This is a genomic window from Acidobacteriota bacterium, assembly GCA_040752915.1.
Lineage (GTDB): Bacteria > Acidobacteriota > UBA4820 > UBA4820 > DSQY01 > JBFLVU01.
Map to the genome: position 1 here is coordinate 18,555 of JBFMHB010000013.1, position 26,929 is coordinate 45,483.

Annotated in this window: 22 protein-coding genes; 4 read left to right on the plus strand and 18 right to left on the minus strand. The window is 68.9% G+C overall.

Annotation, left to right across the window (positions count from 1 at the left end; genetic code table 11):
• Window positions 1-47: 47 nt before the first annotated feature.
• Window positions 48-425 carry a response regulator gene (locus AB1824_04140; protein ID MEW5764145.1) on the minus strand — a complete coding sequence of 126 codons (378 nt, stop codon included), beginning with the start codon at window positions 423-425 and terminating at the stop codon, window positions 48-50.
• A 187-nt stretch (window positions 426-612) separates the two neighbouring features.
• On the opposite strand from AB1824_04140, the gene ispH reads away from it, so the two are divergent.
• Window positions 613-1,455: a 4-hydroxy-3-methylbut-2-enyl diphosphate reductase gene (ispH, locus tag AB1824_04145; GenBank protein ID MEW5764146.1), complete on the plus strand. Its 843-nt coding sequence runs from the start codon at window positions 613-615 to the stop codon at window positions 1,453-1,455.
• Here the strand turns inward: ispH and AB1824_04150 are convergent.
• A complete protein-coding gene (locus tag AB1824_04150) occupies window positions 1,452-2,771 on the minus strand; it encodes a transglutaminase domain-containing protein (GenBank protein MEW5764147.1) in 1,320 nt (439 codons plus the stop codon). The genes ispH and AB1824_04150 overlap by 4 nt on opposite strands.
• Window positions 2,772-2,859: 88 nt before the next feature.
• On the opposite strand from AB1824_04150, the gene AB1824_04155 reads away from it, so the two are divergent.
• Together AB1824_04155 and typA are read left to right on the plus strand one after the other, a co-directional pair.
• Window positions 2,860-3,465, plus strand: coding sequence for a hypothetical protein (locus AB1824_04155; GenBank protein ID MEW5764148.1), 606 nt, complete (start codon window positions 2,860-2,862; stop codon window positions 3,463-3,465).
• A 200-nt stretch (window positions 3,466-3,665) separates the two neighbouring features.
• Window positions 3,666-5,477, plus strand: a complete 1,812-nt coding sequence (gene typA / locus AB1824_04160) for a translational GTPase TypA (GenBank protein ID MEW5764149.1) — start codon at window positions 3,666-3,668, stop codon at window positions 5,475-5,477.
• Between the two features lie 9 nt (window positions 5,478-5,486).
• Here typA and AB1824_04165 read toward each other — a convergent pair whose 3' ends face one another.
• Complete coding sequence (locus AB1824_04165; protein MEW5764150.1) at window positions 5,487-8,951, minus strand: PAS domain S-box protein; 3,465 nt, start codon at window positions 8,949-8,951, stop codon at window positions 5,487-5,489.
• A 227-nt stretch (window positions 8,952-9,178) separates the two neighbouring features.
• On the opposite strand from AB1824_04165, the gene AB1824_04170 reads away from it, so the two are divergent.
• Window positions 9,179-9,925 carry a DUF169 domain-containing protein gene (locus AB1824_04170; protein ID MEW5764151.1) on the plus strand — a complete coding sequence of 249 codons (747 nt, stop codon included), beginning with the start codon at window positions 9,179-9,181 and terminating at the stop codon, window positions 9,923-9,925.
• A 316-nt stretch (window positions 9,926-10,241) separates the two neighbouring features.
• On the opposite strand, the gene ftsZ is transcribed toward AB1824_04170, so the two are convergent.
• From ftsZ to AB1824_04245, 15 genes are read right to left on the minus strand one after another with little or no spacing between them, the layout of a single operon-like run.
• On the minus strand, window positions 10,242-11,501 hold the full coding sequence (gene ftsZ, locus AB1824_04175; GenBank protein ID MEW5764152.1) for a cell division protein FtsZ: 1,260 nt from the start codon (window positions 11,499-11,501) through the stop codon (window positions 10,242-10,244).
• A 53-nt stretch (window positions 11,502-11,554) separates the two neighbouring features.
• On the minus strand, window positions 11,555-12,778 hold the full coding sequence (gene ftsA / locus AB1824_04180; GenBank protein ID MEW5764153.1) for a cell division protein FtsA: 1,224 nt from the start codon (window positions 12,776-12,778) through the stop codon (window positions 11,555-11,557).
• Window positions 12,771-13,619: an FtsQ-type POTRA domain-containing protein gene (locus AB1824_04185; protein ID MEW5764154.1), complete on the minus strand. Its 849-nt coding sequence runs from the start codon at window positions 13,617-13,619 to the stop codon at window positions 12,771-12,773. Before AB1824_04185 ends, ftsA begins: the two co-directional genes overlap by 8 nt.
• Window positions 13,616-14,512 (minus strand): FAD-binding protein, encoded by an 897-nt coding sequence (locus AB1824_04190; protein ID MEW5764155.1) that lies wholly within the window; start codon window positions 14,510-14,512, stop codon window positions 13,616-13,618. Before AB1824_04190 ends, AB1824_04185 begins: the two co-directional genes overlap by 4 nt.
• Window positions 14,502-15,893: a UDP-N-acetylmuramate--L-alanine ligase gene (gene murC, locus AB1824_04195; protein ID MEW5764156.1), complete on the minus strand. Its 1,392-nt coding sequence runs from the start codon at window positions 15,891-15,893 to the stop codon at window positions 14,502-14,504. The genes AB1824_04190 and murC overlap by 11 nt, the downstream gene beginning before the upstream one ends.
• Window positions 15,890-16,978, minus strand: coding sequence for an undecaprenyldiphospho-muramoylpentapeptide beta-N-acetylglucosaminyltransferase (gene murG, locus AB1824_04200; GenBank protein MEW5764157.1), 1,089 nt, complete (start codon window positions 16,976-16,978; stop codon window positions 15,890-15,892). The genes murC and murG overlap by 4 nt, the downstream gene beginning before the upstream one ends.
• A gap of 13 nt (window positions 16,979-16,991) precedes the next feature.
• Complete coding sequence (gene ftsW, locus AB1824_04205) at window positions 16,992-18,080, minus strand: putative lipid II flippase FtsW (GenBank protein ID MEW5764158.1); 1,089 nt, start codon at window positions 18,078-18,080, stop codon at window positions 16,992-16,994.
• A complete protein-coding gene (gene murD / locus AB1824_04210; protein ID MEW5764159.1) occupies window positions 18,077-19,420 on the minus strand; it encodes a UDP-N-acetylmuramoyl-L-alanine--D-glutamate ligase in 1,344 nt (447 codons plus the stop codon). Before murD ends, ftsW begins: the two co-directional genes overlap by 4 nt.
• 23 nt (window positions 19,421-19,443) lie before the next feature.
• Entirely contained in the window at window positions 19,444-20,532 is a 1,089-nt protein-coding gene (gene mraY, locus AB1824_04215) for a phospho-N-acetylmuramoyl-pentapeptide-transferase (GenBank protein ID MEW5764160.1), read from the minus strand.
• Entirely contained in the window at window positions 20,532-21,911 is a 1,380-nt protein-coding gene (murF, locus tag AB1824_04220; GenBank protein ID MEW5764161.1) for a UDP-N-acetylmuramoyl-tripeptide--D-alanyl-D-alanine ligase, read from the minus strand. The genes mraY and murF overlap by 1 nt, the downstream gene beginning before the upstream one ends.
• A complete protein-coding gene (locus AB1824_04225; GenBank protein MEW5764162.1) occupies window positions 21,899-23,392 on the minus strand; it encodes a UDP-N-acetylmuramoyl-L-alanyl-D-glutamate--2,6-diaminopimelate ligase in 1,494 nt (497 codons plus the stop codon). The genes murF and AB1824_04225 overlap by 13 nt, the downstream gene beginning before the upstream one ends.
• A complete protein-coding gene (locus AB1824_04230; protein MEW5764163.1) occupies window positions 23,389-25,086 on the minus strand; it encodes a penicillin-binding protein 2 in 1,698 nt (565 codons plus the stop codon). Before AB1824_04230 ends, AB1824_04225 begins: the two co-directional genes overlap by 4 nt.
• Complete coding sequence (locus AB1824_04235) at window positions 25,083-25,526, minus strand: cell division protein FtsL (protein ID MEW5764164.1); 444 nt, start codon at window positions 25,524-25,526, stop codon at window positions 25,083-25,085. Before AB1824_04235 ends, AB1824_04230 begins: the two co-directional genes overlap by 4 nt.
• A complete protein-coding gene (gene rsmH / locus AB1824_04240; protein MEW5764165.1) occupies window positions 25,523-26,452 on the minus strand; it encodes a 16S rRNA (cytosine(1402)-N(4))-methyltransferase RsmH in 930 nt (309 codons plus the stop codon). The genes AB1824_04235 and rsmH overlap by 4 nt, the downstream gene beginning before the upstream one ends.
• A complete protein-coding gene (locus AB1824_04245; protein ID MEW5764166.1) occupies window positions 26,388-26,906 on the minus strand; it encodes a division/cell wall cluster transcriptional repressor MraZ in 519 nt (172 codons plus the stop codon). The genes rsmH and AB1824_04245 overlap by 65 nt, the downstream gene beginning before the upstream one ends.
• Window positions 26,907-26,929 lie beyond the last annotated feature (23 nt).

Here is a 26,929-nt window from a genome sequence, read left to right on the forward strand (position 1 = left end):
CCCCGGCGGGAGGCGCCTGCCTCCTGCGGCCAGAGTTTTCCACAGCCTCACGGCTTCTTCATCACCGAATCGAGGATCATGAGAAAGGCGGCCTGTTGGGCCGGCTCCTCCTTGTTGATCACGGCCAGGCAGGAGCCCCTCGGAAAGAGCGCGTGAAGGCGCTCGGCGTCCCATCCGCTGGTGATCACCACGCGGCGCCGGTCGACCCCCTGGGCGACGGCCACGTCCAGGAGTTTCCGGCCGTCCAGCACGGGCATCTCCAGATCCAGCATGAGCAGGTGGAGGTGGGGGCCGAAGGACCGGACGGCGGACATGGGATCGGTCTGGGTCTCCACCGCCACCCGGCCGGGGTATCGGTCCTCCAAAAAGGCCTTCCAGTGGTCCACAAAGGACCGGTGATCGTCCACGATCAAAATTCGCTTCATGCCGTCCCCGCACGACGAGCCTAGACCCGTGACGGCGAAGATGCAACGGCCTGCCTTGCGGCCGGAGAGATGGAAACGGCGAGGCCGGTCCCCTCCCGCCCGGCGCCCTCCCCCGGGCGCCACATGTCCTATACTGCCGGCGCGGGGGAACGGAATGACCGGCCGCGCCGCGTCGTTGGAGAGGACCATGAAGGTCGTTCGGGCCAAGAAGTACGGTTTCTGTTCGGGCGTCAGGGTGGCGGACCTCAAGGTCCGCCGGTTCGCCGCCCAGGGGGGGCGGGGGGCCATCCTGGGCCAGGTGGTCCACAACGAGCGCGTGGTGGAGGACCTGGAGAGGCTGGGAATCAGGACGGTCCACAGCCTCGAGGAGGTCGCGGAGCCCGTGGTGGTCTTCTCGGCCCACGGCGTCCCACCCTCGTTCCACGAGAGGGCCCGCGGCCTCGGCCTGGAGATCCTGGATACGACCTGCAAATTCGTGTACGACATCCACAAGGAAGCGCAAGCGGCCCTGGAGGAGGGCGCCCACCTGGTCTTCGTGGGAGACCCCCAGCACCGGGAAGTGGTGGGATACACCCGGGACCTGGATCCCTCCACCTACCACATCGTTCAGGGCCTGGACCAGGCGCGGGAGATCTCCTGGGAGGCCTACCCGTCCCTCCGGATTCTGTACCAGACCACCCTCAACGCCGAGGATTTCGAAGACGTGGTGACCCACATCGAGTCCCGGAACCCCAACACCCGCCGGGCCGACACCATCTGCTACGCCACGAAACAAAACCAGGACGCGGCCCGGGAACTCGCGCAGGACCCCTCCGTGGGGGCCGTGGTGGTGATCGGCGGGAAGCAGTCGGCGAACACCCGGCACCTGTTCGAAATCTGCTCCCGCATCAAGCCTTCGGCCCTCGTTCAGGGGAAGGAAGACCTCGATCCCGCCTGGCTGGCCGGGTTTTCGGTGGTGGGGCTCACGGCGGGGGCCTCCACGCCGGACTACGTCATCGACGAGGTGGAGGCGGCGCTCCTGGCCCTCTAGGGCGCCTCAGGGCTTTCGGAGGGTCCTCTCGAGGGAGCGGACCTGTCTTGGCCCGGGGGCGCCGCGTCGAAGCGGATCAGAACCGTATACCCGGTGCGGTCCGGATAGCGGGCCGCAACCTTGATCTCCCCCGGCCGAATCTTGACCGTTCCCTCGAACCCCCCCGGACCCGGCCTCAGCCGCTCCCACTTGCGGCCCGTCACCACGACGGCCTCCACCGCTCCCGGAGCTGTGAGGCGGAAGGTCTCCCTCCGCCCGGTCCCCAGGGGGCTTCGAAGGGGAGAGAGCAGGGCGCAACCGAGGTCCACGTATTCCTGGTACAGGTAGGGAAACCGGGACTCCGGCCCCGCGCCCGCCGAGGCCTCCACGAGCAGGTCCGCCGCCCAGGCGAGGGGCTCCGGACCCCCGCCCCTCCGCGCGAGGAGACGGAGGACGTAGAGGCCCCGGGAGGGGCAGAGGGCGCGCACGGTGACCCTTCCCTCGCTCCGCAGGACCAGGGTCCGGTCGCCCTGGTCCGCGCCGTCCCGGCTCAGGAGACGGGCCATGAGGCACACGTTCCGGGGCGCTTCAACGAAAAGGACCGCCTCTTCGCCGACCCGGAGGCGCGCCGGAGGGCCCCCGATCCAGGAAAGCCCCAGCTCATGGAAGGTGGATTGGACGTGGGGGAGCGCCTCGAAGGCCTTCCGGGACAGGGGAGGGTCCAGAAACTGATGGGAGGGATCGTCGGGGAAGTGGGTTTCGAAAAAGAGCCGGGGCGGAGTGAAAAAAAAGAAGCCGTCGAACCGGCGGACGAAACGTCCCTTCTCATCGGTCCGTCCGGCCCCCCAGGTGCAATCGACCAGGTTCCAGCGGTCCGAGGCCCAGACCGCGTTCCATGCGTGGTTGGGGGGGCCTTCCGTGGCGTCGCCCACGAGGTAGGTCCTTCCCTTTCCGAATCCCGAAATGACGGCACATTTCAGGCCCGAGGCGGCGCAGAGGGCTTCGTAAAGGCCGGCGTACCCGAAGCACACGGCTTCCCGGGCGGAGAGGACCTGGGCGGGGGGCGCCTCGACGGTCCCCTCCGGCTCGGCGTAGGCGATCCGGTCCGCGATCCAGCGGAAGAGGGCCCTCGCCTTTTCCTCCTCCGTGCGGGCGGGGCTCCCTGGGCCGGTCAGGTATGCCGCCAGGGACTCCACCGTGCGCTCGGCCTCGACGGGGGCCGCCAGGGCGTGGGCGTCCACGGCGGAGTACGCTCCGGCCGGAGCCTGGCCCCGCAGGAGTGCGCCGCCCCACGTCCACGCCCAGATCAGGATGGCCAGGCCATGCCTTCGTCCCATGGTTGGTCCCCTCAACCGATGCCCGGAAAGGCTCCTTGCCGCCCGGGAGGCTCCCGGTGTACTGTACGCTATAAGGAGGCGAATCCACATGGGACGGCCCAAATTGGGGGACCTGCTTCTGGAGGCCAACCTCATCGACGAAGTCCAGCTCCAGATCGCCCTCGAGGAGCAGAAACTGAGGGGCACTCGCTTCGGATCCACCCTCATCCAGCTCCACTTCATCGACGAGAACGTGCTGACGGCCTTCCTCTCCCGCCAGCTCAACATGCCCTGCGTCTCCTTCGCGAACCTGGAGATCGCCCCCTCGGTCCTGGCCCTCGTGCCCAGGGGGCTCGCCCTGCGCTTCCACGCTCTGCCGATCAAGTCCGACGGGGCGCGCCTGTTCGTGGCGCTCGCGGATCCCATGGACCTGGACACCATCGAGAACCTCGAAAAGGTCACGGGCAAGTCGGTGGTGCCCATGGTGGCGCCCCAGTCGAGCCTGGAAGAGGCCCTGAGGCGTTTCTACCCCGAGGAGGCCCCCGAATCCGGCGGGGGTGAAGGCGCCGAATCGGGGCTCTTTCCCGAACTCATCCGCGAAATCGAGGAGATGGAGGTTTTCGGACGGCAATTCCAGGAGATCCGGGACCGCCTCGACCGAATCGAGGCCTCCCTCGCGGAAATCCGGGCCCTCCTGTCCGGACGGAAGGAGTGATCGGGGGTCCGGAGCGCATCGAAGGGGGTGGCGGGTGGACGACGGCGGCGCTTCCCGTTCATCTCCTTGAACAGGACGGAGATATGCGGTAGGATACCCATCTCCTCCACGGAGGTGGGCACCCTCACTCCAGGGCCCCAGGCCCGGCCCCACCCAATCGCCGAGGACGCCGCCCGCCGGTCCGGGCATCGGAGGCACGCGTGCGCCGCGAAGAGATTCGAAACGTGGCCATCATCGCTCACGTGGACCACGGAAAAACCACGCTCGTGGATGCCATGCTCTGGCAGTCCGGGATCTTCCGGAAGGGCCAGGAGGTCCAGGAGCGCGTCATGGACAGCAACGACCTGGAGCGCGAAAAGGGCATCACGATCCTGGCCAAGAACACCTCCGTCACGTTCCGGGACGTGAAGATCAACATCGTGGACACGCCCGGCCACGCGGATTTCGGAGGGGAGGTGGAGCGGGCCCTGACCATGGTGGACGGCGTGCTCCTCCTGGTGGACGCGGCGGAGGGCCCCCTGCCCCAGAGCCGGTTCGTCCTCCGCAAGGCCCTGGAGCGCCAGCTACCCGCGGTGGTCGTGATCAACAAGATCGACCGTCAGGACGCCCGTCCGGCCGAAGTCCTCAACGAAATCTACGATCTCTTCATCGACCTGGACGCCACCGAGGACCAGATCGGCTTTCCCGTTGTGTACACCAACGCCCGGAAGGGGACGGCCACCCTCGACCTCGCCGCCCCCGGCTCGGACCTCCTGCCGCTCTTCGAGTCCATTCTGGCGACCGTCCCCGCCCCCGAGTGCGGGGACCAGGAGCCCCTTCAGGGCTGGATCACCAACGTGGACTACAACGATTACGTGGGACGCCTGGGCCTCTGCCGGGTGGTGCGCGGGTCGGTGCGGGCGGGGCGCGAGTACCTGCTCCTCCAGGAGGGACGGCAGGTCCGGGGGAAGATCACGGCCCTGTACACCTTCTCGGGCCTGGACCGGGTCGAGGCGGCCGAGGTGCGCTCGGGCGACCTTTGCGCCCTGGCGGGCTTCTCGGACGTGGGCATCGGGGACACCCTCTGCGAGCCCGAGTCCCCGCGGATCCTCCCCCGCATCCGCGTGGACGAGCCGACCCTTTCCATGGTCTTCTCCGCGAACGTGTCTCCCTTCGCGGGCAAGGAGGGCCGGTTCGTCACCGCCCGTCAGATCAAGAACCGCCTGGAAAAGGAGGCCTTGAGGAACGTGAGCCTCCGGATTCTCATCCCGGACACCGGGGACCAGTTCGAGGTCATGGGCCGCGGCGAACTCCAGCTCGCCATTCTCATCGAAACCATGCGCCGAGAGGGTTTCGAGCTGGCGGTGAGCCGTCCCAAGATCCTCACGAGGCTGAACCCGGAGGGACGCGTCCTCGAACCCATGGAGATCGTCCAGGTGGACTGCCCCGAGGCCTTCATGGGCGGTGTGACCCAGCTCCTGGGGGCCCGGAGGGGCCGGATGATCAAATTGGTCAACCACGGGTCCGGCCGCATCCGAATGGACTGGCGCATGCCCAGCCGGGGGCTCATCGGCCTGCGCACGCAGTTCCTGACGGAGACCCGGGGGCTGGGAATCCTCAATCACCTCTTCGACGGTTACGACGGCTGGCAGGGACCCATCCCCGGGCGGCTCACGGGGGCTCTGGTGGCCGACCGGGGGGGGCGCGCCACGGCCTACGCCATCGAGCATCTCGAGAGCCGGGGGGAGTTCTTCATCGCCCCCGGAACGCCCGTGTACGAGGGCATGATCGTGGGCGAACACAGCCGGGAGAAGGACCTCGACGTGAACATCGTCAAGGAGAAGCACCTCACCAACATGAGGGCCTCCACGGCGGACGAAGCGGCCCGGCTCGTGCCTCCGAGAATTCTGAACCTGGAGCAGTGCCTGGAGTTCCTGGGGGACGACGAGCTGCTCGAAGTGACCCCCGATTCCCTCCGCCTTCGCAAGAAGGCCCTCAAACAGAACGATCGGTACCGGGAGCGGCCGCGCTGAATCGGCCCTTCAGGCGGAGGCCCCGGGCCTCTCACGCTCCATCTTGAGGAAAGCCTCCACGACCCGGGGGTCGAATCGTACGCCCGATTCCTCGCGCAGGTAGGCGCGGACCCTCTCGGGCTTCCAGGCCTTCCGGTAGGGCCGGTCCGAGGTGAGGGCGTCCCAGGCGTCCACCACGGCGAAGATCCTCGCCGCCAGCGGAATCTCCTCTCCCTTGAGTCCGCGGGGGTATCCCCCTCCGTCCCAACGCTCGTGGTGCCCATAGGGGATGTCGAGGGCGGGCCGAAGGAACTCGATGGGGTGCAGGAGTTCCTGGGCGTAGGTCACGTGGCGCTTCATGATCTCCCATTCTGAATCGGTGAGGGGGCCCGGCTTCAGGAGGATGCCGTCCGGGATGCCCATCTTTCCGATGTCGTGGAGCAGGGCGCCGCGCCGGACGTGGGCCAGGTCCGCCTCGGGGATGCCCAGGGCCCGCGCGAGGTCGAGCGTCATTTCGGCCACCCGCCGGGTGTGGCCCTGGGTCTCCTGGTCGCGCAGTTCCAGGGCCTTGGACCAGCCCTCCAGGGTCGTGTCGTAGGCCAGGGACAGTTCCAGGTTGGACTTCTGGAGGCCTTCGAAGAGGCTCATGTTCTCCACCGCGATGGCTCCCTGTCCGGCGAGGGTTTCCAGGAACTCCTGCCACTCTCGGTCCGGGGACAGGTAGGTCCGGTGGAACACCTCGAGCACCCCTTTGACCTGGCCCCTTGCGATCAGGGGGACGGCGAAGTAGGCGCGGAATTCTTCGGAGAGGAGAAGGGGGGAGCGCGCGAAGCTCTCGGGGGCGGCCTTGAGGTCGCTCACATGAATGGGCTTCCGCTCGATGGCGGCGCGCCCCGCGAAACACTCTCCGAGGGGGATGTGGCTGTGGCGGAGGGCCTCCGTGCGGAAGCCGCGCGAGGCGGCGAACTCGAGGGTCCGAGACGAGGGGTTGAGGAGGAGGACCGCCGCCGCGTCCACCTCGAGCTGGGAGATCGTGTGGTCCAGGAAGAGGTGGAGGGTGGAGCGCAGGTCCAGGCTGGAGGAAATGGCGGCGTCGATGGCGCGAAGGGCGGAGAGCCGGCGGAGCTGGAGCTGAATCCTGGCCTCCGACTCCTTGCGCCGGGTGATGTCCCGTACCGCCGTGACCCGGACCGTCCGTCCCTGAAAGGGCAGGGGACGGGCCCGGCACTCCACCGGGAAGGTGCTTCCGTCCCTCCTCATGGACAGGAACTCCGCGGGGCTGTCGGAGAAGCCCTCCAGGTAAACCGCCGCGGCGGATCGGTGCTCGGGGGCGATGAATTCGAGGATGTCCTTCCCGACCACCTCCGGGAGGCTGTACCCCAGCATGTCCGCCATGCGCTGGTTCGCGTCCAGGAGCCGGCCTTTCTCGCTGATGCATACGCCCTCGAAGGCGGCCTCGGAGAGGCGGCGGAAGCGGTCCTCGCTCTCCCGAACTTCGGACGCCGCTCTCAGCCGTCCGATGGCCGTGGCCAGGAGGCCCGCCAGGGTGGAGAGGATTTCCAGATCCCGCTCGCTGAAGGCGGCCGGCTGGGCGCTTTCCGCATCGAGCACCCCGAGGATCCTCGTCCCGACGCGGAGCGGGACGCAGATCTCGGACCGCATGGCCGAGTCCATGGCGATGTAGTCCGGGTCCTTCATGGTGTCATCCACGCGGCGCGCCATTCCGGCCGCGGCCACCTTTCCGGTGACTCCCCGCCCGAGAGGGACCGGGCGGAGGGGAACCCGCGGGTCTCGGGAGTGATAGGACGGAGTGTGGACCAGGACACCCCGGGAGGCCTCCACCAAGAGCACCCCGCAGTTGTCCGGAAAGAGTCCGTCGCGGATGACCTCCGTGGCGTCCGCGATCAGCTTGGCCTCGTCCATCGCCTCCGCCGCGAGGGTGGCGACGGAGTTGAGGACCGTGAGTTCCTTGACCCTCCGGAGAAGGGCCTCCTCGGCCCTCGTGCGCTCGGTCACGTCGCGGGACGTGAGGACGATGCCCCGGATGGCGGGGTGCTCCAGGAGGTTGTTCCCGAGGGTCTCCACGTGAAGGTAATGGCCGTCCGCGTGGCGGAAGCGGTAGACCGTGGGAATGCCCGTGTTGGTCTGGTTCGAAACCCGCTGAAAGGCCTCCCGCGCGACAGGGATGTCGTCCGGATGTACGAATTCGAAGGGGGTCCGTCCCAGAAGCCCGTCCGGTCCGAATCCAAGCAGGCGCGCCACGCTCGGGCTTTCGAAGATCACCCTTCCCGTCGCGTCGTGGACCGTGATCATGTCGTAGGAATTCTGGACGAGCGTCCGAAACCGCTCCTCGCTGGCCTGGAGGGCCGCTTCCGCTCTGCGCCGCTGGTCCACCTCCGCGGCCAGATCGCGGTTCGTTCTGGCCAGTTCGGAGGTCCGATCGGCGACCTTGTCTTCGAGGGCGGCTCGAGCCTCCTCGAGGCGGCGGTTCAGGCGGTTCATCTCGCGGATGTCGAGCACCTGCCGGAGGAAGGCCAGCCCGATCATGACGAGGACGGCCAGGGAGCCGAGCGTCGAGGGGTGGGCCCCGGAGGCTTTATGGGTGGCCAGCCACGCGGCCAGCAGCCCGCCGTAGGCCAGGACGAGGGACGCGCCCACGAGGGGAGGGCGGGTCACCTCCGGCTGGTCGGGCCGGGCCGGGGACTCGATGGTCTGGATCCTCAGAACGGCGGCGAGACCCGCCGTCAGGTGGCTCAGGATGTACCCGAGGGTCAGCCAATTGCTCAAGGAGCGGTCTCCGGCGAGAATCTCGTAGCTGTACGCCACGTCCGTCACGATGAGGATCGCGGCGCTCAGGGCCAGGAGCCGGAAGACGCGGCTGGTGGCCGGGTCCCCGTGGCGGAAGAGAAGCGTCATGGCGGCCCAGAGCAGGGCCAGGTCTCCGAGAGGGTAGGCGAGGGTGAGCAGGAGAGCCGCCGGCGCGGTCTCCGGCCGGCCGGCGAAGGGGCCGATGAGGACGATCCAGAGGACCGTCCCCGCGGCGAGTGTCACGATCCCCATGTCCAGAAGGAGGCGCCACCGTTCGATCCGGCGAAGGGGGGCCTTGGGGAGCCAGAGGACGCCGAGCAGGAAGAGGGGGAAGAACGCGAGGTAGAAGGCGTTCATCAGGGCCGAAATGCCCCCGTGGGTCGTGAGGGTCGTGCCAAGGACGGAGGTGAAGAAGTCCCCGATCGTGTAGGTCAGGTAAGCGGCCCCCAGGGCGGTCCAGGCGGGATGGAGAGGGCGGCCGGCGGGACGCGCCCGGAAGGCCGCGTAGAACAGGAGGGCCGTGACGGCCACCGACTTCACGAGCTCGAGGACCAGGGCCAGGCGTCCCTGGAGGCCCTCGTCCGGGATCAGAAACCAGACGGCGAGGTCCAGTCCGACGACGAGGACCGCGAAGGCGGCCCAGGTCCAGGGAAGGATATGCCCTTCTCTGGAAGGGTGGGCGATCAACCAATCACCCGTTCGACGGCGCGTGCGTCCCCGTCCATCATCCCTGCCCGTGAAGCCTGGGGGCTCCGAATCACGCCTCCCTCTCCACCGCCTTCCACCATACCAGAACTTCCTGAAGGGAAGAATCGAGAATGCATGAACCCACAAAACCCCTCGCGGGGCCATCCTCTTCCCTGGCGCGGCCGGAGCGGCGGCATTACCATAGATTTCGCCTTCCGGAGGTCGCCATGAGGAGCCGAATCGCGCAAGAAATCGAGTTCGTCCACGAGCCCGTGGCCGTCCTTTTTACCGACGTGAGGCCCAGCGGAGCGGCCCAGTTCAAGGAGCGGCGCTGGGGGTGCGTGATGGAGATGCTCGCGTTCGCGGCTCGGGGGTACACCGCCGTCTTCGACCGGAACACCACGGGATGCGTGGGCGGCCGGACGGGCCTCTGTTTCGGGGACGGCTACGAAAAGAGCCGCGACATCGCGCGGTTCCTGTCCACGGGGGGCGGGAAGAGGGGGGGCGGAGGGCTTCGCTTCATCAAGAGCCCCGCCCTGGCCAAGGAGTTCTTGGCGGGGCTGCCCATCGAAGACATCCCCGAGACCTTCGTCGTGTTCAAGGCCCTGTCCAAGGTGGACGGGCGGAGGGAGAGGCCGCGCGTGGTCGTCTTTCTGGCCAATCCGGATCAGGTGGCGGCCCTCACCACCCTGGCGAATTACGACCGGCCGGGAGGGGACGCCGTTGTGGTTCCCTTCGCCTCCGGATGCCAGTCCATCTGCCTCCTGCCCTTCCACGAATCGAAGGGGAAGGCGCCCCGGGCCGTCCTGGGGGGGATGGACCTCTCGGCCCGTCCCCACCTGGATCCGGGACTGTTCACCTTCGCCGTGCCCGCCCCCCTGTTCCGGAGGATGGAAGCGAACGTCTCCGGGAGCTTCCTCGAACAGGACCTCTGGAAGAGGCTCAGGAAACGAGGCGAAAGGCGGGCACGGTAACTCGGCCCGCCCGAGGCAGTACGGTTCATTCGCGCGAGGGTTGAGCCGGCCGAGGAGCCGGGGGGTCCGGTTCTTGGGCGCGCCACCCAGGAACGCAGGCCCGGGGGGGAAGAGGCCGCGTCCCCGTCCCTCCTTGCCCTGGGTCCTCCGGCCGGTGGCCCCTTCCCGCCTGTCTCCCCCCAAAAAAAGGGGGGCGGCTCGCGCCGCCCCGATGCGGGGAGGGATGGATCTGGGGCCGAAGCCCCGGGGGAGGTGCCGGTCCCGGGGTCCGGCCGGGACCGCGAAACGCGAGGGGGCGCTCCGGCGCCCCGTTTTCCTATTCCCGGCTTTTCCGGATGAAGGTCGGGGTCTGATACTCCTCGTAGTCCCGCTCCATGGGGGAGCCGGGCGTGATCGGTGTCTCGTTGGGGTTGACGAAAAGCCCCCTCTTGCCGAAGCCCCTCAGAAACCCCGAAGGGGCCGCCGCAGGGAGGGCGGAATCCACGCCCGGTACGGACCCGAAGGCGTTGGCCGGAGGCGCCTCCGCGACCTGGGCCGCGGGGGCCTGGACGGCGGCGAGCAAGGGCTTGCGCGGCGCCTTCACCTCGGCGTCGTCGAAGGCCGCGGCCACCACCGTCACGCGGAGTTCGTCGCCCAGGGTCTCGTCCATGCTTGTCCCGAAGAGGAGATTGGCCTCGGGGTGGGCCTTCTCGAGGACGAGGTCGCAGGCCTCCTTCATCTCTTTCAAAGCGATCCGGTTGCCTCCCGTGAAGTTGATCAGGATGGCCCGCGCGCCCTGGATGGATGCGTCCTCCAGGAGGGGGTTGTTGGCGGCCTTGGAGGCGGCGGCCACCGCGCGGTCCGCGCCAAGCGCCTGGCCCATGCCCATGACGGCCCGGCCTCCCGCGGAGAGGACCGTCCGGGCGTCCTCGAAGTCGAGGTTGATCTTGCCCGGACGGGTGATGAGGTCCGTGATGCCCTGGACGCCCTGGCGGAGGACGTCGTCCGCCGCCTCGAAGGCCTCGTCGTCGCTCACGTCTTCGGGGAGGTTGAGGAGAAGGTTGTCGTTGGGGATGACGATGAGGGTGGCCGCCGCCTCCCTCAGCTGGTCCAGGCCGTAGAGGGCGTTCTTCTCGCGGACCTTTCCCTCCATGGAGAAGGGGCGGGTCACCACGGCCACGGTCAAGGCTCCCGATTCCTGGGCGAGCCGGGCGAGAACGGGGGCGGCTCCCGTGCCGGTTCCACCGCCCATCCCGGCGGTGATGAAGATGAGGTCCGCCCCCTGGAGGTGCTCCACCAGGAGGTCCGTGTCCTCGATGGCGGCCTTTTCGCCCCGCTCCGGAAACCCGCCCGTGCCCAGTCCCTGGGTGAGCTTCTGGCCGATGGCCACCCGGGTGGGCGCCAGGGACTTCTCGAGGTCCTGAAAGTCCGTGTTGACGGCCACGAATTCCACGCCCGAGAGGCCCGCCCGGATCATCCGGTTGACGGCGTTTCCACCCGCGCCGCCCACGCCGACGACCTTGATCCGCACCCGCCTCACGCCCTTCGGCGCCGGGTCCTCCACCATGGTGAAGTTCAGTCCCACGTCCTGATCCATGTGCGACCCCCTTTCGATCATCCCTATGTCCGCATCCGGCGGCCTCCCGGCCGCTAGAAGGTGTCCTTGAGCGACGAGAAGATCCTCCGGAAGATTCCGCCCTTCTTCGCTCCCTTCCCGTCCTGGGCCTCGGCCTTGGCCCCGTACACGGCCAACCCCACGGACGTGGCGAAGATCGGTGTGGAGACGATGTTCGTGAGCCCTTGAACGCCCATGGGTTCCCCGACCCGGACCTGGTGGTCGAAGATGCCCTCCGCCACCTCGGGGAGCCCTTGCAGGCTCGCGCCCCCGCCCGTGAGGACGAGACCCGCGTTGATGGTCTTCTCGAGACCCACGCTCCGGATCTCCTCGAAGAGGAGCTGGAAGAGCTCCTCGGCTCGCCCCTGGAGGATCTCCGCCAGCCGGGACCTTGGAACCATGGCGCTCTTCTTGCCGGCCACGGAGGGGACCTCGATCATGTCGTCCTCTTCGATGAGGCTCGTGAGGGCGCACCCGTACTTCTTCTTGAGGATCTCCGCGTCCAGGATCCCCGTCTTGAGCCCGACGGCGATGTCGTTCGTGAAGTGCTCCCCCCCGAGCGGGATGACTTTGGTGTGCCAGATGGCCCCCTTCTCGTATACGGCGATCCCCGTGGTGCCGTGGCCCACGTTGATGAGCCCCACGCCGATCTCCCGCTCGTCCGGGGTGAGCACCGACTGGGAATCGGCCATGAGGGAGAGGACGGGTTCGGCCACGCTGATCCCGCACCGGTTGACCACCGTCGTCAGGTTCTGCAGACAGGTCACGGGTCCGGTGATGATGTGGACGTTGGCCTCCAGGCGGCTGCCCGTCATGCCCAGGGGCTGGCTGATTCCGTCCTGGTTGTCCACGATGAATTCCTGGGGGAAGGTGTGGAAGATCTGCTGGTCCTGGGGAAAACTGATGGTCCTCGCCCCCTCCAGAACCCTCTGGATGTCCTCGCGGCCCACCAGGCGTTCGCGGTTGGTGACGGCCACCACGCCCCGGCTGTTGAATCCGCGCACGTTGCACCCGCCGACGCCGACGTAGGCCCGGTCGATGGAGCAGCCTGCCATGAGTTCGGCCTCCTCCACCGAGGCCTTGAGGCACTCCGCCGCCTCGTTCAGGTTGGCGATGACGCCCCGCCGCATGCCGCGCGCGTCCGCTTTCCCGATCCCGGTGATTTCGAGCGCGCCGTTCTCCTGTACCTTACCGATGACCGTGGCCACCTTGGAGGTGCCGATATCGATTCCCACCACGTGGGGGGTGTCCTTAGCCATGCTGGGGCCCTCCTTCTCCGGGCGGTGCCGGCGGATCTTCCTCGGGCGGAACCTCGGGTTCCCTCAGGACCACCCGTCCCGACCACCTGAGGTCCACGGTCTTCCTGTCTTTTGCGAAACGGTCCGCCCACGCCCGTGCCCGCTGGAATCGGTCCCACTGCCCGGCGAGGTTCTCCGGGTCGGCCACGAGGGTCCAACCTCCCTCGGCAGAAAGGAGCAGACCCGGCTCTCCCGGCGCCGCCGAAAGGGCGGTCACGCGCCCGACGAGCCCCAGGCGGAGCAGGTCCGAAACGGCGGACTGCACGGCCGGGTCCGACGGGGACAAACCCGGACCCAGGGCAAAATGTCCTCCGGCCCCCGGCGGCGCCTTCCAGGCGAACCCCGCCCCGTCGATCTCGTAATTCCCCTGTGGAGTGGAAAGCGTGCAGAGCGCCTCGCGCTCCTCCACCTCCACGATGAGGGTGTTGGGGAGGTGCTTGCGGCAAAGGAACCCCTTGAGCCACGCAAACCGTGAGAGCCTGGCGGCCACGTCCTGGGGCGAGAGGCTCACGAGGTTCTTTCCCCTGAGGAGGCGAAGCGCATCGAGGAGATCCGCCGGGGCGTGGCGATTGAGGCCCACCACCTGGATGTGGCGCACGGCGAAGGCGCTGTCCTCCCTCAGCAGATTCCAACCCGTGCCGGCCAGGGCGGCGAGGCCGGAGAGACACGCGACGGCGAGAACCGAGAGGAGAACTCGGCGAGCCGTCCTGCGCCGCTCCCTCCGCTGCAGCGTCGTCACGGCGGGACGCTCCCGGCGGCGCGCCCTCAGGAGGGATCGCACGACGGATTCGGGGGAAATCATGTCCACACCTCCACCTCGTATTCGAGCGCGTATCCCGCGTGAAGGGCCGCCCGACGGGCCTCCTCGCAGAGGCCCCAGGCGTCCTCGTAGCGGGCCGCCCCGTGGTTCACGAGCCAGTTGGCGTGCTTGTCGGCGAAGCCGGCGTCCCCTCTTCTTCGTCCCCGGAACCCGAGTTCGTCCAGGATCCGGCCCGCGAAATCTCCCGGGGGGTTCATGAAGACCGACCCCGAGGTGAGAACGCCCTTGGGCTGGCGCTCGGCCCTCAGTGCCTGGTTGCGGTCGAAGGCGGACTGGAGGTCCTTCTTGTCTCCAACCTCGAAGCGAAGCCTGCACGCCGCGACGATGCCCCTCTTCGCCACGTCGGTGCGTCGGTAGGTGAAGGAAAAATCGGAGGCGGGATGCCACACGAGGCCCTTTCCCGGCTCCAGAAGCCCGACTTCTCGAATCAGGGGGGCCATCTCGCACCCGAAGGCGCCGGCGTTCATGATCACGGCGCCGCCAACGGTGCCGGGAATGCCGCCCATCCCTTCCATTCCCCGCAGACCCCGGCGGACCGATTCGGCCGCGAGGGCGGGGAGCAGGACGTCCGCGTCGGCCTCGGCTTCCTCGCCCGACCAGCGCACGGACCCGCCCAGGCGCCGAAGGAGAACGACTCCGAAGGGAAGGTCGCCGTCGGAGGCCAGGACGTTGCTTCCTGCGCCCAGGACCCGGTAGGGGAGCCCCTCACCCTCCAGAACCTCCAGGAGGGACGCGGCGGCGGTCCAGGATCCCGGGCGAAGGAGGAAGAGGGCCCTTCCTCCGATACGGAGCGTGAGGAGGGTGCGGATCTCGGCCCCCTCGACCCATTCGGCTCCCCAGGACCGTGCGGCGGCTCGGAGGGATTCAAGCGTCATGGAGCCCCTCCAGGAGAGCCAAAAGGCGCTCGCCCACCGTGGTGATGTGGCCCGCGCCCAGTGTGATCACGAGGTCCCCCGGCCGCAGGGCGGGGAGGATCGCCTCGGCCATGTCCTCCACCCGCGGGCAGTGGCGGACGGCCCTGTGGCCGAGTCGCCGGATCCTGCGGACCAGCTCCTTCCCCGAGACCCCGCGGATGGGGGCTTCGGAGGCCGCGTAGATGTCGGAAACGAGGAGGAGGTCGGCCTGCCCGAGGACTTCGGCGAAAGCGTCCATCAGCGCGGCGACCCGGGTGTACCGGTGGGGCTGGAAGAGCACCACGACGCGGCCCTCTCCCGCCACCCTTCGCGCCGCCTCCAGCACGGCCCGGATCTCCGTGGGGTGATGGCCGTAATCGTCCACCACCCGGACTCCGGCGCGCTCGCCCTTGTGTTCGAACCGGCGATCCGCCCCGGGGAACGAGGCGAGCCCCTGGCGGATGGCCTCGAAGGGGATCTGGAGTTCCTCCGCCACCGCCACGGCGGCCAGGGCATTGAGTACGATGTGATGCCCGACCTGCTTCAGCGCGATCTCTCCCCTCAGGTCCCCGCCCGCGTAAAGGTCGAAGGCCTCCCCGTACCCCGGCGGGGGATCGATGGAGACGGCGACGAAGTCGGCGGGGAACTCGGTTCCATACGTGACCACCCTCCGGCGAACCTCCGGGAGGATGGCTCGCACGTTGGGATCGTCCCCACAGGCCACGCACCCGCCGAAAAAGGGCACGCGGTTGGCGAACTCCAGAAAGGCGGCCTTCAGATCCTCCAGCGTGGGGTAGCAGTCCACGTGTTCCCAGTCGATGTTGGTCACCACCGAAAGGACCGGATGAAGGAGGAGGAAGGAGCGGTCCGACTCGTCCGCCTCGGCCACCAGGAGGTCGCTCCGGCCCAGGCGCGCCGACGATCCGAGGGTCGAGAGGCGGCCGCCGATGACCACCGTCGGATCCAGCCCCGCCGCTTGGGCGAGGTGGGCCACCATGGCCGTGACGGTGGTCTTGCCGTGGGATCCGGCGACGGCGACGGAGGTCTTCAGGCGCATGAGTTCGGCGAGCATCTCGCCGCGCGGGATCGCCGGGATGCCCTTGCGCCGCGCCTCCAAGACCTCGGGGTTGTTCGGGGAGACGGCGGAGGAGTACACGAGGACCTGCGCGTCGCCGAGGTTCTCCGGTCGGTGGCCGAAGGACACGACGGCGCCCTTCGCCGCCAGGCTCCTGGCGGCCGCGCCCTCCTTCAGGTCCGAGCCCGTGACCCGGAAACCGAGGTTGAGGAGCACCTCCGCGATGCCGCTCATCCCGCTCCCGCCGATTCCCACGAAATGGACGCGGTTCAGCCGGGAGAGCCTCATGGCCGCCCTCCCGCGAGAAGCACGTACTCGGCGATGGCGCGGGCCGCGTCGGGCCGGGCGGCCTTCCCGAGGGCCCTCGCCATCCTCTCCCGGACGGTCCTCTCTGCCAGGCGGCCCAGCGCCTCCATGAGGATCCCGGTGGTGAGGTCCGCTTGCTCGATCCGGATGGCCCCGCCCAGCTCCTCCATGCCCCGAGCGTTGGCGGACTGGTGTCCTCCCGCGGCGTGGGGAAAGGGGACCAGAAGGGCGGGGCGTCTCGCGGCGGCGATCTCCGCGAGGGTCGTTGCGCCTGCCCGGCAGACGCAGGCGTGGCACCAGGCGTAAGCCCGGTCCATGTCGTGGAGGAAGGGCTCCACCCGCGCCGGGATGCCCGAGCCCTCATAGGCCGTCCGAACGCGCTCCAGATCCTTCTCGCCCGTCTGGTGGAGGATTTCCACCCCCCCGGGGAAGGCGCGCAGGGCGGGGAGCGCCTCCTCCAGGGCCGCGTTGAGCGCCGAGGCCCCCCCGCTTCCCCCGAAAACCAGGAGGCGGAAGGGGCGTTCGGGTCCCGACTCGGGAGGGACGGCGGTCAAGGAGGCCCGCACGGGATTGCCCAGAAGGCGGCCCTTGCCGCGGAAGGCGGTCTTGGTCTGGGGGAACGCGACGGCCACGAGGGCCGCGAAGCGGGACAGAAGCCGGTTGGCGAGGCCCGGCGATACGTTTTGTTCGAGGAGGATCAGGGGAATCCCCGCGAGTCCCGCGGCCAGCCCCATGGGGACAGAGGCGTAGCCGCCCACGCCGAGGACGGCGTGGGGTTTCGACTGAAGGAGCGTTCCCAGGCCCAGCGCGAGGGCCGCCGGAACGGAGGCGAGGGCGCGGACCCGCGCGGCGGCTCCCACGGAGGCGAATCCCGAGGCGGGCAGCGCCTTGAAGGGGAACCCGTTTCTCGGGGCGAGGCGGGCTTCGATTCCGCGGGCGCTTCCCACGAAGAGGACCTCCGCGTCGGGCTGGAGGGCGACCACGGCCTGCGCCACGGCAAGGCCGGGGAAGAAATGACCCCCCGTTCCTCCGCCCGCCACGATCAGCCGGAACCTCTCCCTGTTCACCCGCGTCCTCCCGTCATTCATGCTGGCTCACGTTGAGAAGGATCCCGAGCCCCGACAACGTCACCACGAGATTCGATCCCCCATACGAGAACAGGGGCAGGGGCAGGCCCTTGGTGGGGACCATGCAGAGGGTCACCAGGATGTGGATCAGGGCCTGTCCGAGGATCCACGTGGTGAGCCCCACGGCCAGGAGCGCCCCGAATTCGTCCGGGGCTCCCTTCACGGCACGGAGTCCCCGGTACCCGAGCCACAGGAAAAGTCCCAGGAGTGCGGTGCATCCGAGGAGGCCGAAGGTCTCGCCCACCATGGCGTAGATGAAGTCCGTGTGCGGCTCCGGAAGGAACATGAGCTTCTGGCTGGAGCCGTCGAACCACTTCCCGAACAGGCCCCCGCTTCCCACCGCGATGAGGGATTGCTGGGCCTGGAATCCCTTCCCCTGGGGATCGGAGCCTGGATTCAAGAAGACGAACACGCGCTGGAACCTGTACGGGGCCGCCACGATCAGCAGGAGGAAGACGGCGAACCCCCCGGCGACGGCGGGGGCGATCCACTTCCAGGGAAGCCCGGTCACGAAAAGGAGGGAGCCGAGGATCAACCAGAGGATCACGACGGTTCCGAGGTCCGGCTGGAGGAGGATGAGGACCGAGGCGAGGCCTCCCACGGCGGCGAGGGGAACGAGCGTCTGGACCCAGTCTCGTCCCTCCCGTTGCTTGCGCTCAAGCAGGTAGGCGGCGAAGATCACGAGCACGAGCTTGGCCGACTCGGAGGGCTGAAGCGTCATCTTCCAGAGGCGGATCCAGCGGTGAGACCCGTTGATGGCGGGCATGAAGAGCGCCACCACGAGAAGGAGGAACTCGGCGGACAGCAGCGTGAGGACCACGCGTCGGTCCTTCCACCAGGTGTAGGGGATGCGCAGGCCCACGAGGAGGACCGCGATTCCGACGACCATCCAGACGGCCTGGTGGGTGAAGAAGTACATGGGGTCGCCCTTGTGCTTGAGCGCCACCACCGCCGAGGCGTTGTAGATCATCACCAATCCCGCCGCCATGAGGGCGAGGACGACGACGGCCAGTTGACGGTCGTACCGGAGGGTCCGGCTCACTCGCCCATCCTCCCTCGGACCCACGCGGCGAATTTCTCCCCGCGGTCCTCGAAATTGCGGAACTCGTCGAAGGAGGCGCAGGCCGGGGAGAGCACCACGCTGTCCCCGGGCCTGGCGAGGTCCAGCGCCCGGTCGGTGGCTTCCTTCAAAGTCGGGTGGCTCTCGACGAGGGGGGCCCCGTCCCGCAAGGCGGCGGCGGCCTTCTCCCGGGCCGCGCCGAAGGCCAGGACGGCCCGGCAGCACCTGCGGACCTCGGGCAGGAGGACATTCCAGTCGGCCCCCTTGTCCTTCCCCCCCACGAGGAGGATGACCCCTCCCTGGAAGGCGGTGAGGGCCTTCAGGACGGCATCCGTGTTGGTGGCTTTGGAGTCGTTGTACACGGAAATCCCGCCGGCCGAGGCGACCTTTTCCAGCCGGTGCGGCAGGCCCCTGAAGCGCGAAAGGGGCTCCCTCAGGCCTCCTTCCGGGACTCCGGCCAGGCGGGCGGCGAGGCAGGCGGCGAGCGCGTTTTCGAGGTTGTGGAGCCCCGGCAGGGGAAGGGCTTCCAGGGGAAAGAGGGTCTCCTCCCGCCCGTCGTGGGCCCAGAGGGCCCGCCCGCCGCGGACGAAGGCCCCCTCTCGCAGGGTCCCGACGGCCGTGAAGGGGAACCGGCGGCCCGGGGCCGCCTCGCCCCACCGAAGGGCCTCGGCGTCGGCGGCGGAGAAAACGGCCGCGTCCGAAGCCTTCTGGTTGAGGAATACGCGGGCCTTGGCTCGCGAGTACTCGTCGAAGGTGGCGTACCGGTCCTGGTGGTCGGGGGTCACGTTGAGGAGGAGAGCCACGTCGGCGCGGAAGGTGTCGATGCTCTCCAGCTGAAAGGAGGACAGCTCCAAAACGTGCCAGGTGTCTTCCGTCGAGCCCATGACCATTTCGGAGAAGGGGCGCCCGAGGTTTCCGCCCGCGCGAACGTCGGGGAAATGGGCCGCCAGGATTTCGGAGAGCAGGGTCGTGGTGGTGCTCTTGCCGTTGCTTCCCGTGACGCCCGCGATGCGGCCCCTCGCGGAGCGGAAGGCCCACTCCACCTCGCCCAGCACGGGAATTCCGGCCTGGAGAGCCGTGCGGACCAGGTCCGAGGCGCGGGGGACGCCGGGGGAGAGGATGACCGAATCCACGCCTTGGAGCAGGGCGGGGGATTGGCTCCCTCCGTAGAAGAGGAGACCCCGGGACAGGAGCGGGGAGAGGTCCACCGCGAGGTCCTCGCTCGTTCGCTCGTCGCAGGCCGCCACGGCGTGGCCGAGCTCCAGGGCGAGCCTGGCGGCCGCGAATCCCGAGTCTCCCATGCCCACGACGAGAAGTTTCATTCCGCCTCCCTGTCCCCTTCCGCTCATCGGATCTTCAGCGTGGCGAGCCCCATGAGGGCGAAGAGGATGGCCACGATCCAGAACCGGATCACCACCTGGGTTTCGGCCCACCCCCCCAGTTCGAAGTGGTGGTGGAGGGGCGCGCAGCGGAAGATGCGCTTTTTGTTCCGAAGCCGGTAGGAGGCCACCTGGAGGATGACCGAGAGGGCCTCCGCGACGAAGAGTCCCCCCACGACCACCAGGAGGATCTCCTGCTTGATAATGAGGGCCAGCGTCCCGATGGCGGCCCCGAGGGCCAGGGACCCGACGTCTCCCATGAAGACCTGGGCCGGATGCGCGTTGAACCAGAGAAAGCCGAGGCTCGATCCCGCCAGGGCGGCGGCGAAGATGGCCAGCTCCCCCGTGTCCCGAACGTACGGGATGCCGAGATACCCCGCGATGATCGTGTTGCCGGCGGCGTAGGCCAGGATGGCGTAGGTGGAGGCGGCGATCAGCGTGCAGCCGATGGCGAGCCCGTCCAGCCCGTCGGTGAGGTTGACCGCGTTGGAGGAGCCCACGAGAACCACCGCGGCGAAGGGGATGAAGAAGAGCCCGAGGTCCGGGTGGAAGTTCTTGAAGAAGGGCACCGTGAGGGTGGTGTCGTAGGGCCCGACCTGGGCGTAGTAATACAGGAATCCGGCCACGGCGAAGGCGGCCGCGAACTGGAGGGCGAATTTCTGCCGGGCCGTGAGCCCCTGGTTCTGCCTGCGCCTCATTTTCAGGTAGTCGTCGGCGAAGCCGATGCCGCCGAAGGAAAGGGTGCTCAGGAGAAGGAGCCAGAAGAGGGGGGAATCCCAGCGGATGCAAAGGAGCGAGGCCACGGTGAGGCTCAGGAGGATCAGGAGCCCCCCCATGGTGGGCGTTCCCGCTTTGACTTGGTGGGCCTTGGGGCCCTCCTCGCGAATGTACTGCCTCAGGTTCATCCGCTGGAGCGCGGCGATGAGCCGGGGTCCGAGGAGCAGGCTCAGCAGGAGCGCGAGGGCGATGGCCAGGGCGCCGCGGAAGGTGATGTACCGAAAGATCCGCAGGAAGCCCGCGTGCTCGTGGAAGGGGAAGAGGAGGAAATAGAGCATCAGAGGCCCCTCCGTTCCAGGAGCCAGGCCACGAGAGCGTCCAGCCCGATGCCTCGGGACCCTTTCACCAACAGCGCGCCGCCCTCCGGGAGGCGCTCCTCGATCCAGTGGGCCCCCTCGCTCCAGTGGCCCACGTGCCGGACCTCGCCCCCCGATTCGCCGAAGGACCGAGCCATTTCTCCCGCGTCCGGTCCTCCCACGGCCAGGAGGACCGTCACTCCGGCTCGGGCGGCGCGGCGCCCCGCCTCCCGATGCAGTTCCGTGGAGGCGGGGCCCAGTTCCAGCATCTCGCCCAGAGCGGCCGCCACGGGCCGGCCCCAGGATCGGGTCTCGGCAAGAACCTCCGAGAGGGCCGCCGGGTTCGAGTTGTACGAGTCGTCGAGGAGCAGGACCGACCCGGCCAGGTGGTGCCTCTCCCCCCTGTGGGGGGCGGGCCGGAGGTCCGCGGCCACCCGGGCCGCCTCCTCGAGGGAGAGCCCTTCCTCCACGGCCAGACAGGCCGCGGCGGCCAGGTTCATGAGGTTGTGCCGCCCCGCCAGGGGCAGGATGCCCTCGGCCCGGCGGCCGCCTCGTTCCAGGACGAACAGGGACCCTTCGGGACCGGGCTTCTCCAGCGGGAAGACCCTCAGGTCCGCTCCCGGGTTCCGGCCGTAGGTCGCCCGGCGGAGCCCCCCGGGGATCTCCATGCCGCAAAGGAGGGGGTCGTCATGGTTGAGGACGGCGAGTCCCCCGGCGGGAACGTGGGCCAGCACCCTCGCCTTCTCGTCCCGAATGGCCTCCAGGGAGGGGAAGAACTCCGTGTGGACGGGCTGAATCGTCGTGAAGACCACGGCCGTGGGCCGCGCGATGGGGGCCAGGTCTTCCATCTCTCCGGGACGGCTGATGCCCATCTCCAGAACCCAGAAGCGCGCCGAGGCGTCGGCCTCGAGGAGGGTCGCGGGGAGACCGAGGAGGTTGTTCCGGTTCCCGGCCGTGGCGTGGACGGGGCCGAGCCTCCTCAAGAGGGCGGCGCAGAAGTCCTTCGTGGTCGTCTTGCCGCAGGAACCCACCACGCCCGCCACCGTTCCCGGGAAGGCGTCGCGCACGTGCCGGCCCAGGGCGGCGAGGGCCCTCTCGACGGAGGGGACGAGGACGGCGCCCATGCCGGCCGGGACGGGCAACTCCCGCTCCACGAGGGCGGCGGCGGCCCCGTGAAGCGCCGCGTCGGCGAGATAATCGTGGCCGTCGTTCCGGGTGCCCCGGAGGGCGGCGAAGAGCCTGCCTCCCTCGCAGCGCCTCGAATCCAGGGCGAGCCCCACCGAGGGCCGCTCGGCCGGAGCCAGCACGCGGCCGCCGGTCACGGCGGCGATGGTGTCCAGGGGCAGGATCATCCCGGCCATCCCATCTCTCCCAGCAGTTCTCGAAGCACCGTCGGGTCGTGGAAGGGCCGGACGCGCCCCTTGGAGGTCTGAGTCCTCTCGTGCCCCTTGCCGGCCACCACCACGACGTCCCCGGCCTGGGCCATCCGGAGGGCCGCGGCCAGGGCCTCCCGGCGGTCGAGGATGCAGTGGTACTCCTTCCGGGGGGTGAGTTCCGGGCGGATGCCCGCCTCCGCGTCGGCGGCGATGGCCGAAGGGTCCTCCGACCGGGGGTTGTCGGATGTGAGGACCACCACGTCCGAAAGCCGAGCGGCCATGGCGCCCATGAGGGGGCGCTTGGACCGGTCCCGGTCCCCGCCGCAGCCGAAGACCGTCAGGAGCCGGTCGGGTCGCAGATCGCGGAGAGTCGAGAGCAGGTTCTTGAGGGCGTCGTCGGTGTGCGCGTAGTCCACGATGACGGTGAAGGGCTGGCCCGCGTCCACCCGCTCCACGCGCCCCGGGACACCCTTCATGGCTTCGATCCCGGCGGCCGCCTGGTCGGGCGCGGCTCCGGCGGCCAAGGCCGCCCCCGTGGCCACGAGGAGGTTTTGGAGGTTGAAGTTCCCGAGGAGGGACGAGCGAACCTCCACCTCCCCGAAGGGGCTGGAGAAGACGCCGCGGATCCCTTGGAGGTCCATGGTGAAGCGCTTGGGCCTGACTTGGGCGGGTTTGGAGAGCCCCACCGTCAGGATGCGGGGCCCCTCCAGCTCGGAGACCAGCCTCAGGCCGAACCCGTCCTCCAGGTTGAGGACGGCCGTCCCTCCGGGGCGAAGCAGGTCGAAGATCTGCCTCTTGGCCTGGAAATAGGCCTCCATGGTTTCGTGGAAGTCCAGGTGGTCCCGCGTCAGGTTCGTGAAGGCGGCGGCGGAGAGGGACACGTGGCGGACCCGGTGCAGGACGAGGGAGTGGGAAGAAACCTCCATGGCTCCGAAGGGCACCCCTCCCTCGGCGAGCCTTCGGATCCAGGCGTGGATTTCGTGGGCCTCCGGGGTGGTCCTCGCCGCGGGGGTCAGGCCCCTCCCGTCGTCGTACTCGATGGTGCCCAGGAGGCCGCACCCGCCGGCCTGGCGGAAGATGCTCCGGAGGAGGTAGGCCACCGTGGTCTTTCCGTTGGTGCCCGTCACGCCGACGATCTTGACGGGCAGGTCCCGCGTCGCGTAGAGGGCCGCCGCCGCCGCGGAAAAGGACTCGCGATCCCTGGGGCAGACGATCCAGGGGACCTTCGGCGCCACGCCTTCGGGACCGGCGTGGGAGAACACCGCCGCCGCCCCGCGGGAGACCGCCTCCGGAACGAAGCGTCGTCCGTCCTCCCGAAATCCCCGAAGGGCGAAGAAGGCATCCCCCTGGGAAACCTCGCGCGAATCGCAGGTGAGCCCCGTGAGGGTCGCTTCGGCGGAGCCCTCGACGCTCGAGTGGGGGACGAGGGCCAGGAGATCGGCCAGGGACATCCCGGGGACCCTCACCGCGGCCTCCTCATGAGCGCGAGGTCCTGCGCGGGCGGCTCCTCGGGGTAGGACAGACGCTTGAGGGCGTACGCCAGGATTCGGGAAAAGGCCGGCGCCGATACGGAGCCGCCGTAGATTCGTCCCAAGGGTTCGTCCACCATGACCAGGACCACGACCCTTGGGTCCTCGGCGGGGGCGAACCCCACGAAGTAGGCGATAAAGAGCTTTCGCCCGTCGGAACTCTTGACCCCCAGCTTCTGCGCCGTCCCCGTCTTGCCCGCGACCGCCACGCCCGGAACGGCGGCGTTCTTGCCCGTTCCCTCCTCCACGACCCGCACGAGCATCCGCGTCAGGTGGGAGGCGGTGTCGGGCTTCAGGATCCTCTGGGGCGGAGGCACGGGCGCGTCCGCCAGGAGGCGCGGGGTCACCTTTAGGCCTCCGGAGGCCACGGCCCCGTAGGCCAGGGCGAGCTGAAGGGGAGTGGTGCGAAGCTCCTGGCCGAAGGAAAGGGAGGGGAGAGAAAGGGCCGACCAGTCCTTGGGCTTCCTCAGGCGCCCGGCCACTTCCCCCGAAAGGCCCAGGGACGTGGGCTCCCCGAAGCCCATGCGCCGCATGTAGTGGTACATGACGTCGGGGCCCAGGGCCATGCCCACGCGGGCGGCCCCCACGTTCGAGGAATGCTGAAGGACCTCCTCCAGGGTGTAGACCGACTTCACCGGAGGCTCGTCGTCATGGATCGTCTTGGGCCCGATGGTGAGCGTCCCGTTCCCGACCGTGACGGGATCGTACGGGCCGAAGCGTCCCGTATCCAGCGCCGCCGCGAGGGTCACGACCTTGAAGGTGCTTCCTGGCTCGTAGGAGTCGGTCACGGCGCGGTTCCGCCAGGCTCCGCGGGGGGAATCCTGGGGGCGGTTCGGGTCAAAGGTCGGAGACACGGCCATGGCGAGGATGTCGCCGTTGCGCGGGTCCAGCACCACGACGACTCCGTCCAGGGCCTTCAGGTCCTTTACCGTGGCGTGGAGGACCTCCTCGCAGAGGCTTTGGAGGGGAAGGTCCACGGAGAGGCGGACCGTTCTGGGAGGCGGGTCCACCTTGGGGACCACCTCCACGGGGATCAGCCGGGTGGGACGCGCGTCCCGGAAGACCAGGTACTTCCTGGAGCCTCCCTGGAGTTCCTTGTTCCAGTGGTGTTCGAGCCCGGCAAGTCCGCCGTCCGTGCCCATGCACCCCAGGAGGTTGGCCGCGGCCGTGCCGTTGGGATAGTACCGTCCGGCTTCGTCCATGACCTTCACCCCGGGGAAGCGGTCGCAGAGGGCCTGGGCCTCCGGGTACCTCTCGAAGGGGAGCTTCCGGGCGAGCCACGTGAACTTGCGGCGCGTGCGCAGGTCTTTCAGGATGTCGCCTGCGTTCCTTCCCGAAAGGGCCGCCACGGACCGGGCCAGCCCCTCCCGATCGCGGATTTTTTGTGGATCGAAGGTGTAGAGCGATGGACAGAGCGTGCTGGCGGCCAGCGGGAAGCCGTTGCGATCCACGAGGTTGGCCCGGGGCAGGTCCACTTCGATGATCTCCTGGGCCTGATCCCTCGCCACCTCCGAGAATCGCCTCCCCTGAAGGATCTGGAGGTGGATCAGCCGCAGGAGGATGCCCAGGGCCACAACCCCGACGATGCACACCAGAATCAGCATCCTCTTCGGTTGCACGGCCGCGCTCACCGCCGCCTCCCGGCGACCGACGCCCCGGACCGGGGCTTTTCAGCCGTGGGCCGCCCGGGCGGAGCGGCGGAGGGAGATTTCTCGGCGCTTCGGGACGGGGCGCCACCGGGAGGGGCGTCGGGAACGACGCCCACGGTCATCTCCGCCGGGCCCTCCTCGACCATGCCCAGGTCCCGCCGGGCCACCTCCTTCACACGATCGGGGCTGAGGAGGGAGGCCTTCACCAGCAGGAGACGATCCCGCTCACGGGAGAGGGTGCTCCGCTCCGCGACGAGGCCCGACAGTTTGTATTCGGCCTCGATCTGGCGGGAGGAGAAGTGGACGTAGAGGGCCACGGGCGCCGCCACGGCCGCCGCCATCGCCACCATGCGAACCAGATCGGCCGTCCCCTTCCGGTCCGGCAGGCGCACCGGTTCGTTCCGGATCTCCCCGCGCTTCATCGCTTCACCGCCACGCGCAGGCGCGCGCTCCGGGAGGCCGGGTTCGCCGAGACTTCGGCGGGGGCCGGCCGAAGGGCTTTCCGGTGGGGAAGGTCCACGGAAGGGGACCGGCCGCACGCGCACGAAGGGAGACGCGGAGGGCAGACGCAGCCTCGGGAGAGCCGCCGGAGGGTCTCCTTCACGGTCCGGTCCTCCAGGGAGTGGTAGGCGAGGACCGCCAGACGGCCGCCGCTTCGAAGAAGGCCCACGGCGCGCTCGAGGAACTCCCCCAATCCGTCGAGTTCCCTGTTCACCGCGATCCGGAGCGCCTGGAAGGTCCGGGTGGCGGGATGGATCCTTCCCCTGGCGGCGGCGGGCACAGCCTCCTCCACGATGCGGGCGAGGGTGGCGGCGTCCTCCAGGGGAGCCGAAAGCCGCTCCCGGCAGACGGCTCGCGCGATCCGCCCGGCGAAGGGCTCCTCTCCGTAGGTCCGGAGGAGCCTCGCCAGGTCCTTCTCGGGAAGCGCGTTGAGCAAGTCCCGGGCGGATTCTCCGCCGGAGGGGTCCATGCGCATGTCCAGGGCGGAGGCGTCCTGGAAGCTGAACCCCCGCCCGGATTTTAACTGGTATCCGCTCATTCCCAGGTCCACCAGGATTCCGGCGGGCGCCTCCGGCAGGAGGGGGGCCCAGCGGTCCACATCCTTGAAATTCGCGTGCAGGGCCCGAAAGCGGCCCGCCGATCCGGAGAGCCTCTCCTCCGCGATGCGGAGGGCGTCGGCATCGCGGTCCAGCCCGAGGAGGCAGGCTCCAGCCCCGGCCTCGAGGATGGCCCGGCCGTGTCCGCCCATGCCCAGCGTGCAGTCCACGAACCAGCCGCCGCCCTCAGGACGAAGGGCCTCCACCACCTCCCGAACCATCACCGGAACGTGGAGAGGTTCCGCTTCCATCCCTCGCCTCCCGGAGGATCTTGGATACGTACCGGACCGCGTCCTCCGTCAGGGGTTCCCGCGCCTCATACTCGTTCAGGACCTCTTCGTTCCAGACTTCGAGGACGCCGGTGGCGTGGCCGATGATCACCACGTCCCCGTCCATCCTCGTGTGCTTGCGAATGTGCTGAGGGATGAATAGCCTCCCCTGCCCGTCCACTTCCTGCTCGTCGCCGTACCGGCCCACCGTGGTGAGAAAGCGGTTCACCACGGGGTCCTCGGCGTACTGGCCCTCACGCAGGGTCTTCTCGTTCCGGATCCACTCGGAGAGGGGGTAGACTTTCAGGGAGGGGTTTCCAAAGGAGGTCATGAAGACCTGGGCGCCGTAGTTCTGCCTCAGGACCTCGCGAAACTTGCTCGGGACCTTGAGGCGGCCCTTTTCGTCGATCTTGGCCGCGGCGCTTCCGCGAAACATGGCCACCCCTCACCGGCGGACCC

Coding starts and splice junctions, on each gene's coding strand:
- AB1824_04155 (MEW5764148.1), top strand. CDS start 2,860: ATGGGACGGCCCAAATTGGGGGACCTGCTTCTGGAGGCCAACCTCATC.
- rsmH (MEW5764165.1), bottom strand. CDS start 26,452: ATGGAAGCGGAACCTCTCCACGTTCCGGTGATGGTTCGGGAGGTGGTG.
- murC (MEW5764156.1), bottom strand. CDS start 15,893: ATGAGGCTCTCCCGGCTGAACCGCGTCCATTTCGTGGGAATCGGCGGG.
- AB1824_04190 (MEW5764155.1), bottom strand. CDS start 14,512: ATGACGCTTGAATCCCTCCGAGCCGCCGCACGGTCCTGGGGAGCCGAA.
- mraY (MEW5764160.1), bottom strand. CDS start 20,532: ATGCTCTATTTCCTCCTCTTCCCCTTCCACGAGCACGCGGGCTTCCTG.
- murD (MEW5764159.1), bottom strand. CDS start 19,420: ATGAAACTTCTCGTCGTGGGCATGGGAGACTCGGGATTCGCGGCCGCC.
- AB1824_04170 (MEW5764151.1), top strand. CDS start 9,179: ATGAGGAGCCGAATCGCGCAAGAAATCGAGTTCGTCCACGAGCCCGTG.
- AB1824_04150 (MEW5764147.1), bottom strand. CDS start 2,771: ATGGGACGAAGGCATGGCCTGGCCATCCTGATCTGGGCGTGGACGTGG.
- AB1824_04140 (MEW5764145.1), bottom strand. CDS start 425: ATGAAGCGAATTTTGATCGTGGACGATCACCGGTCCTTTGTGGACCAC.
- murF (MEW5764161.1), bottom strand. CDS start 21,911: ATGGCCGGGATGATCCTGCCCCTGGACACCATCGCCGCCGTGACCGGC.
- ispH (MEW5764146.1), top strand. CDS start 613: ATGAAGGTCGTTCGGGCCAAGAAGTACGGTTTCTGTTCGGGCGTCAGG.
- AB1824_04245 (MEW5764166.1), bottom strand. CDS start 26,906: ATGTTTCGCGGAAGCGCCGCGGCCAAGATCGACGAAAAGGGCCGCCTC.
- AB1824_04235 (MEW5764164.1), bottom strand. CDS start 25,526: ATGAAGCGCGGGGAGATCCGGAACGAACCGGTGCGCCTGCCGGACCGG.
- ftsA (MEW5764153.1), bottom strand. CDS start 12,778: ATGGCTAAGGACACCCCCCACGTGGTGGGAATCGATATCGGCACCTCC.
- ftsZ (MEW5764152.1), bottom strand. CDS start 11,501: ATGGATCAGGACGTGGGACTGAACTTCACCATGGTGGAGGACCCGGCG.
- AB1824_04185 (MEW5764154.1), bottom strand. CDS start 13,619: ATGATTTCCCCCGAATCCGTCGTGCGATCCCTCCTGAGGGCGCGCCGC.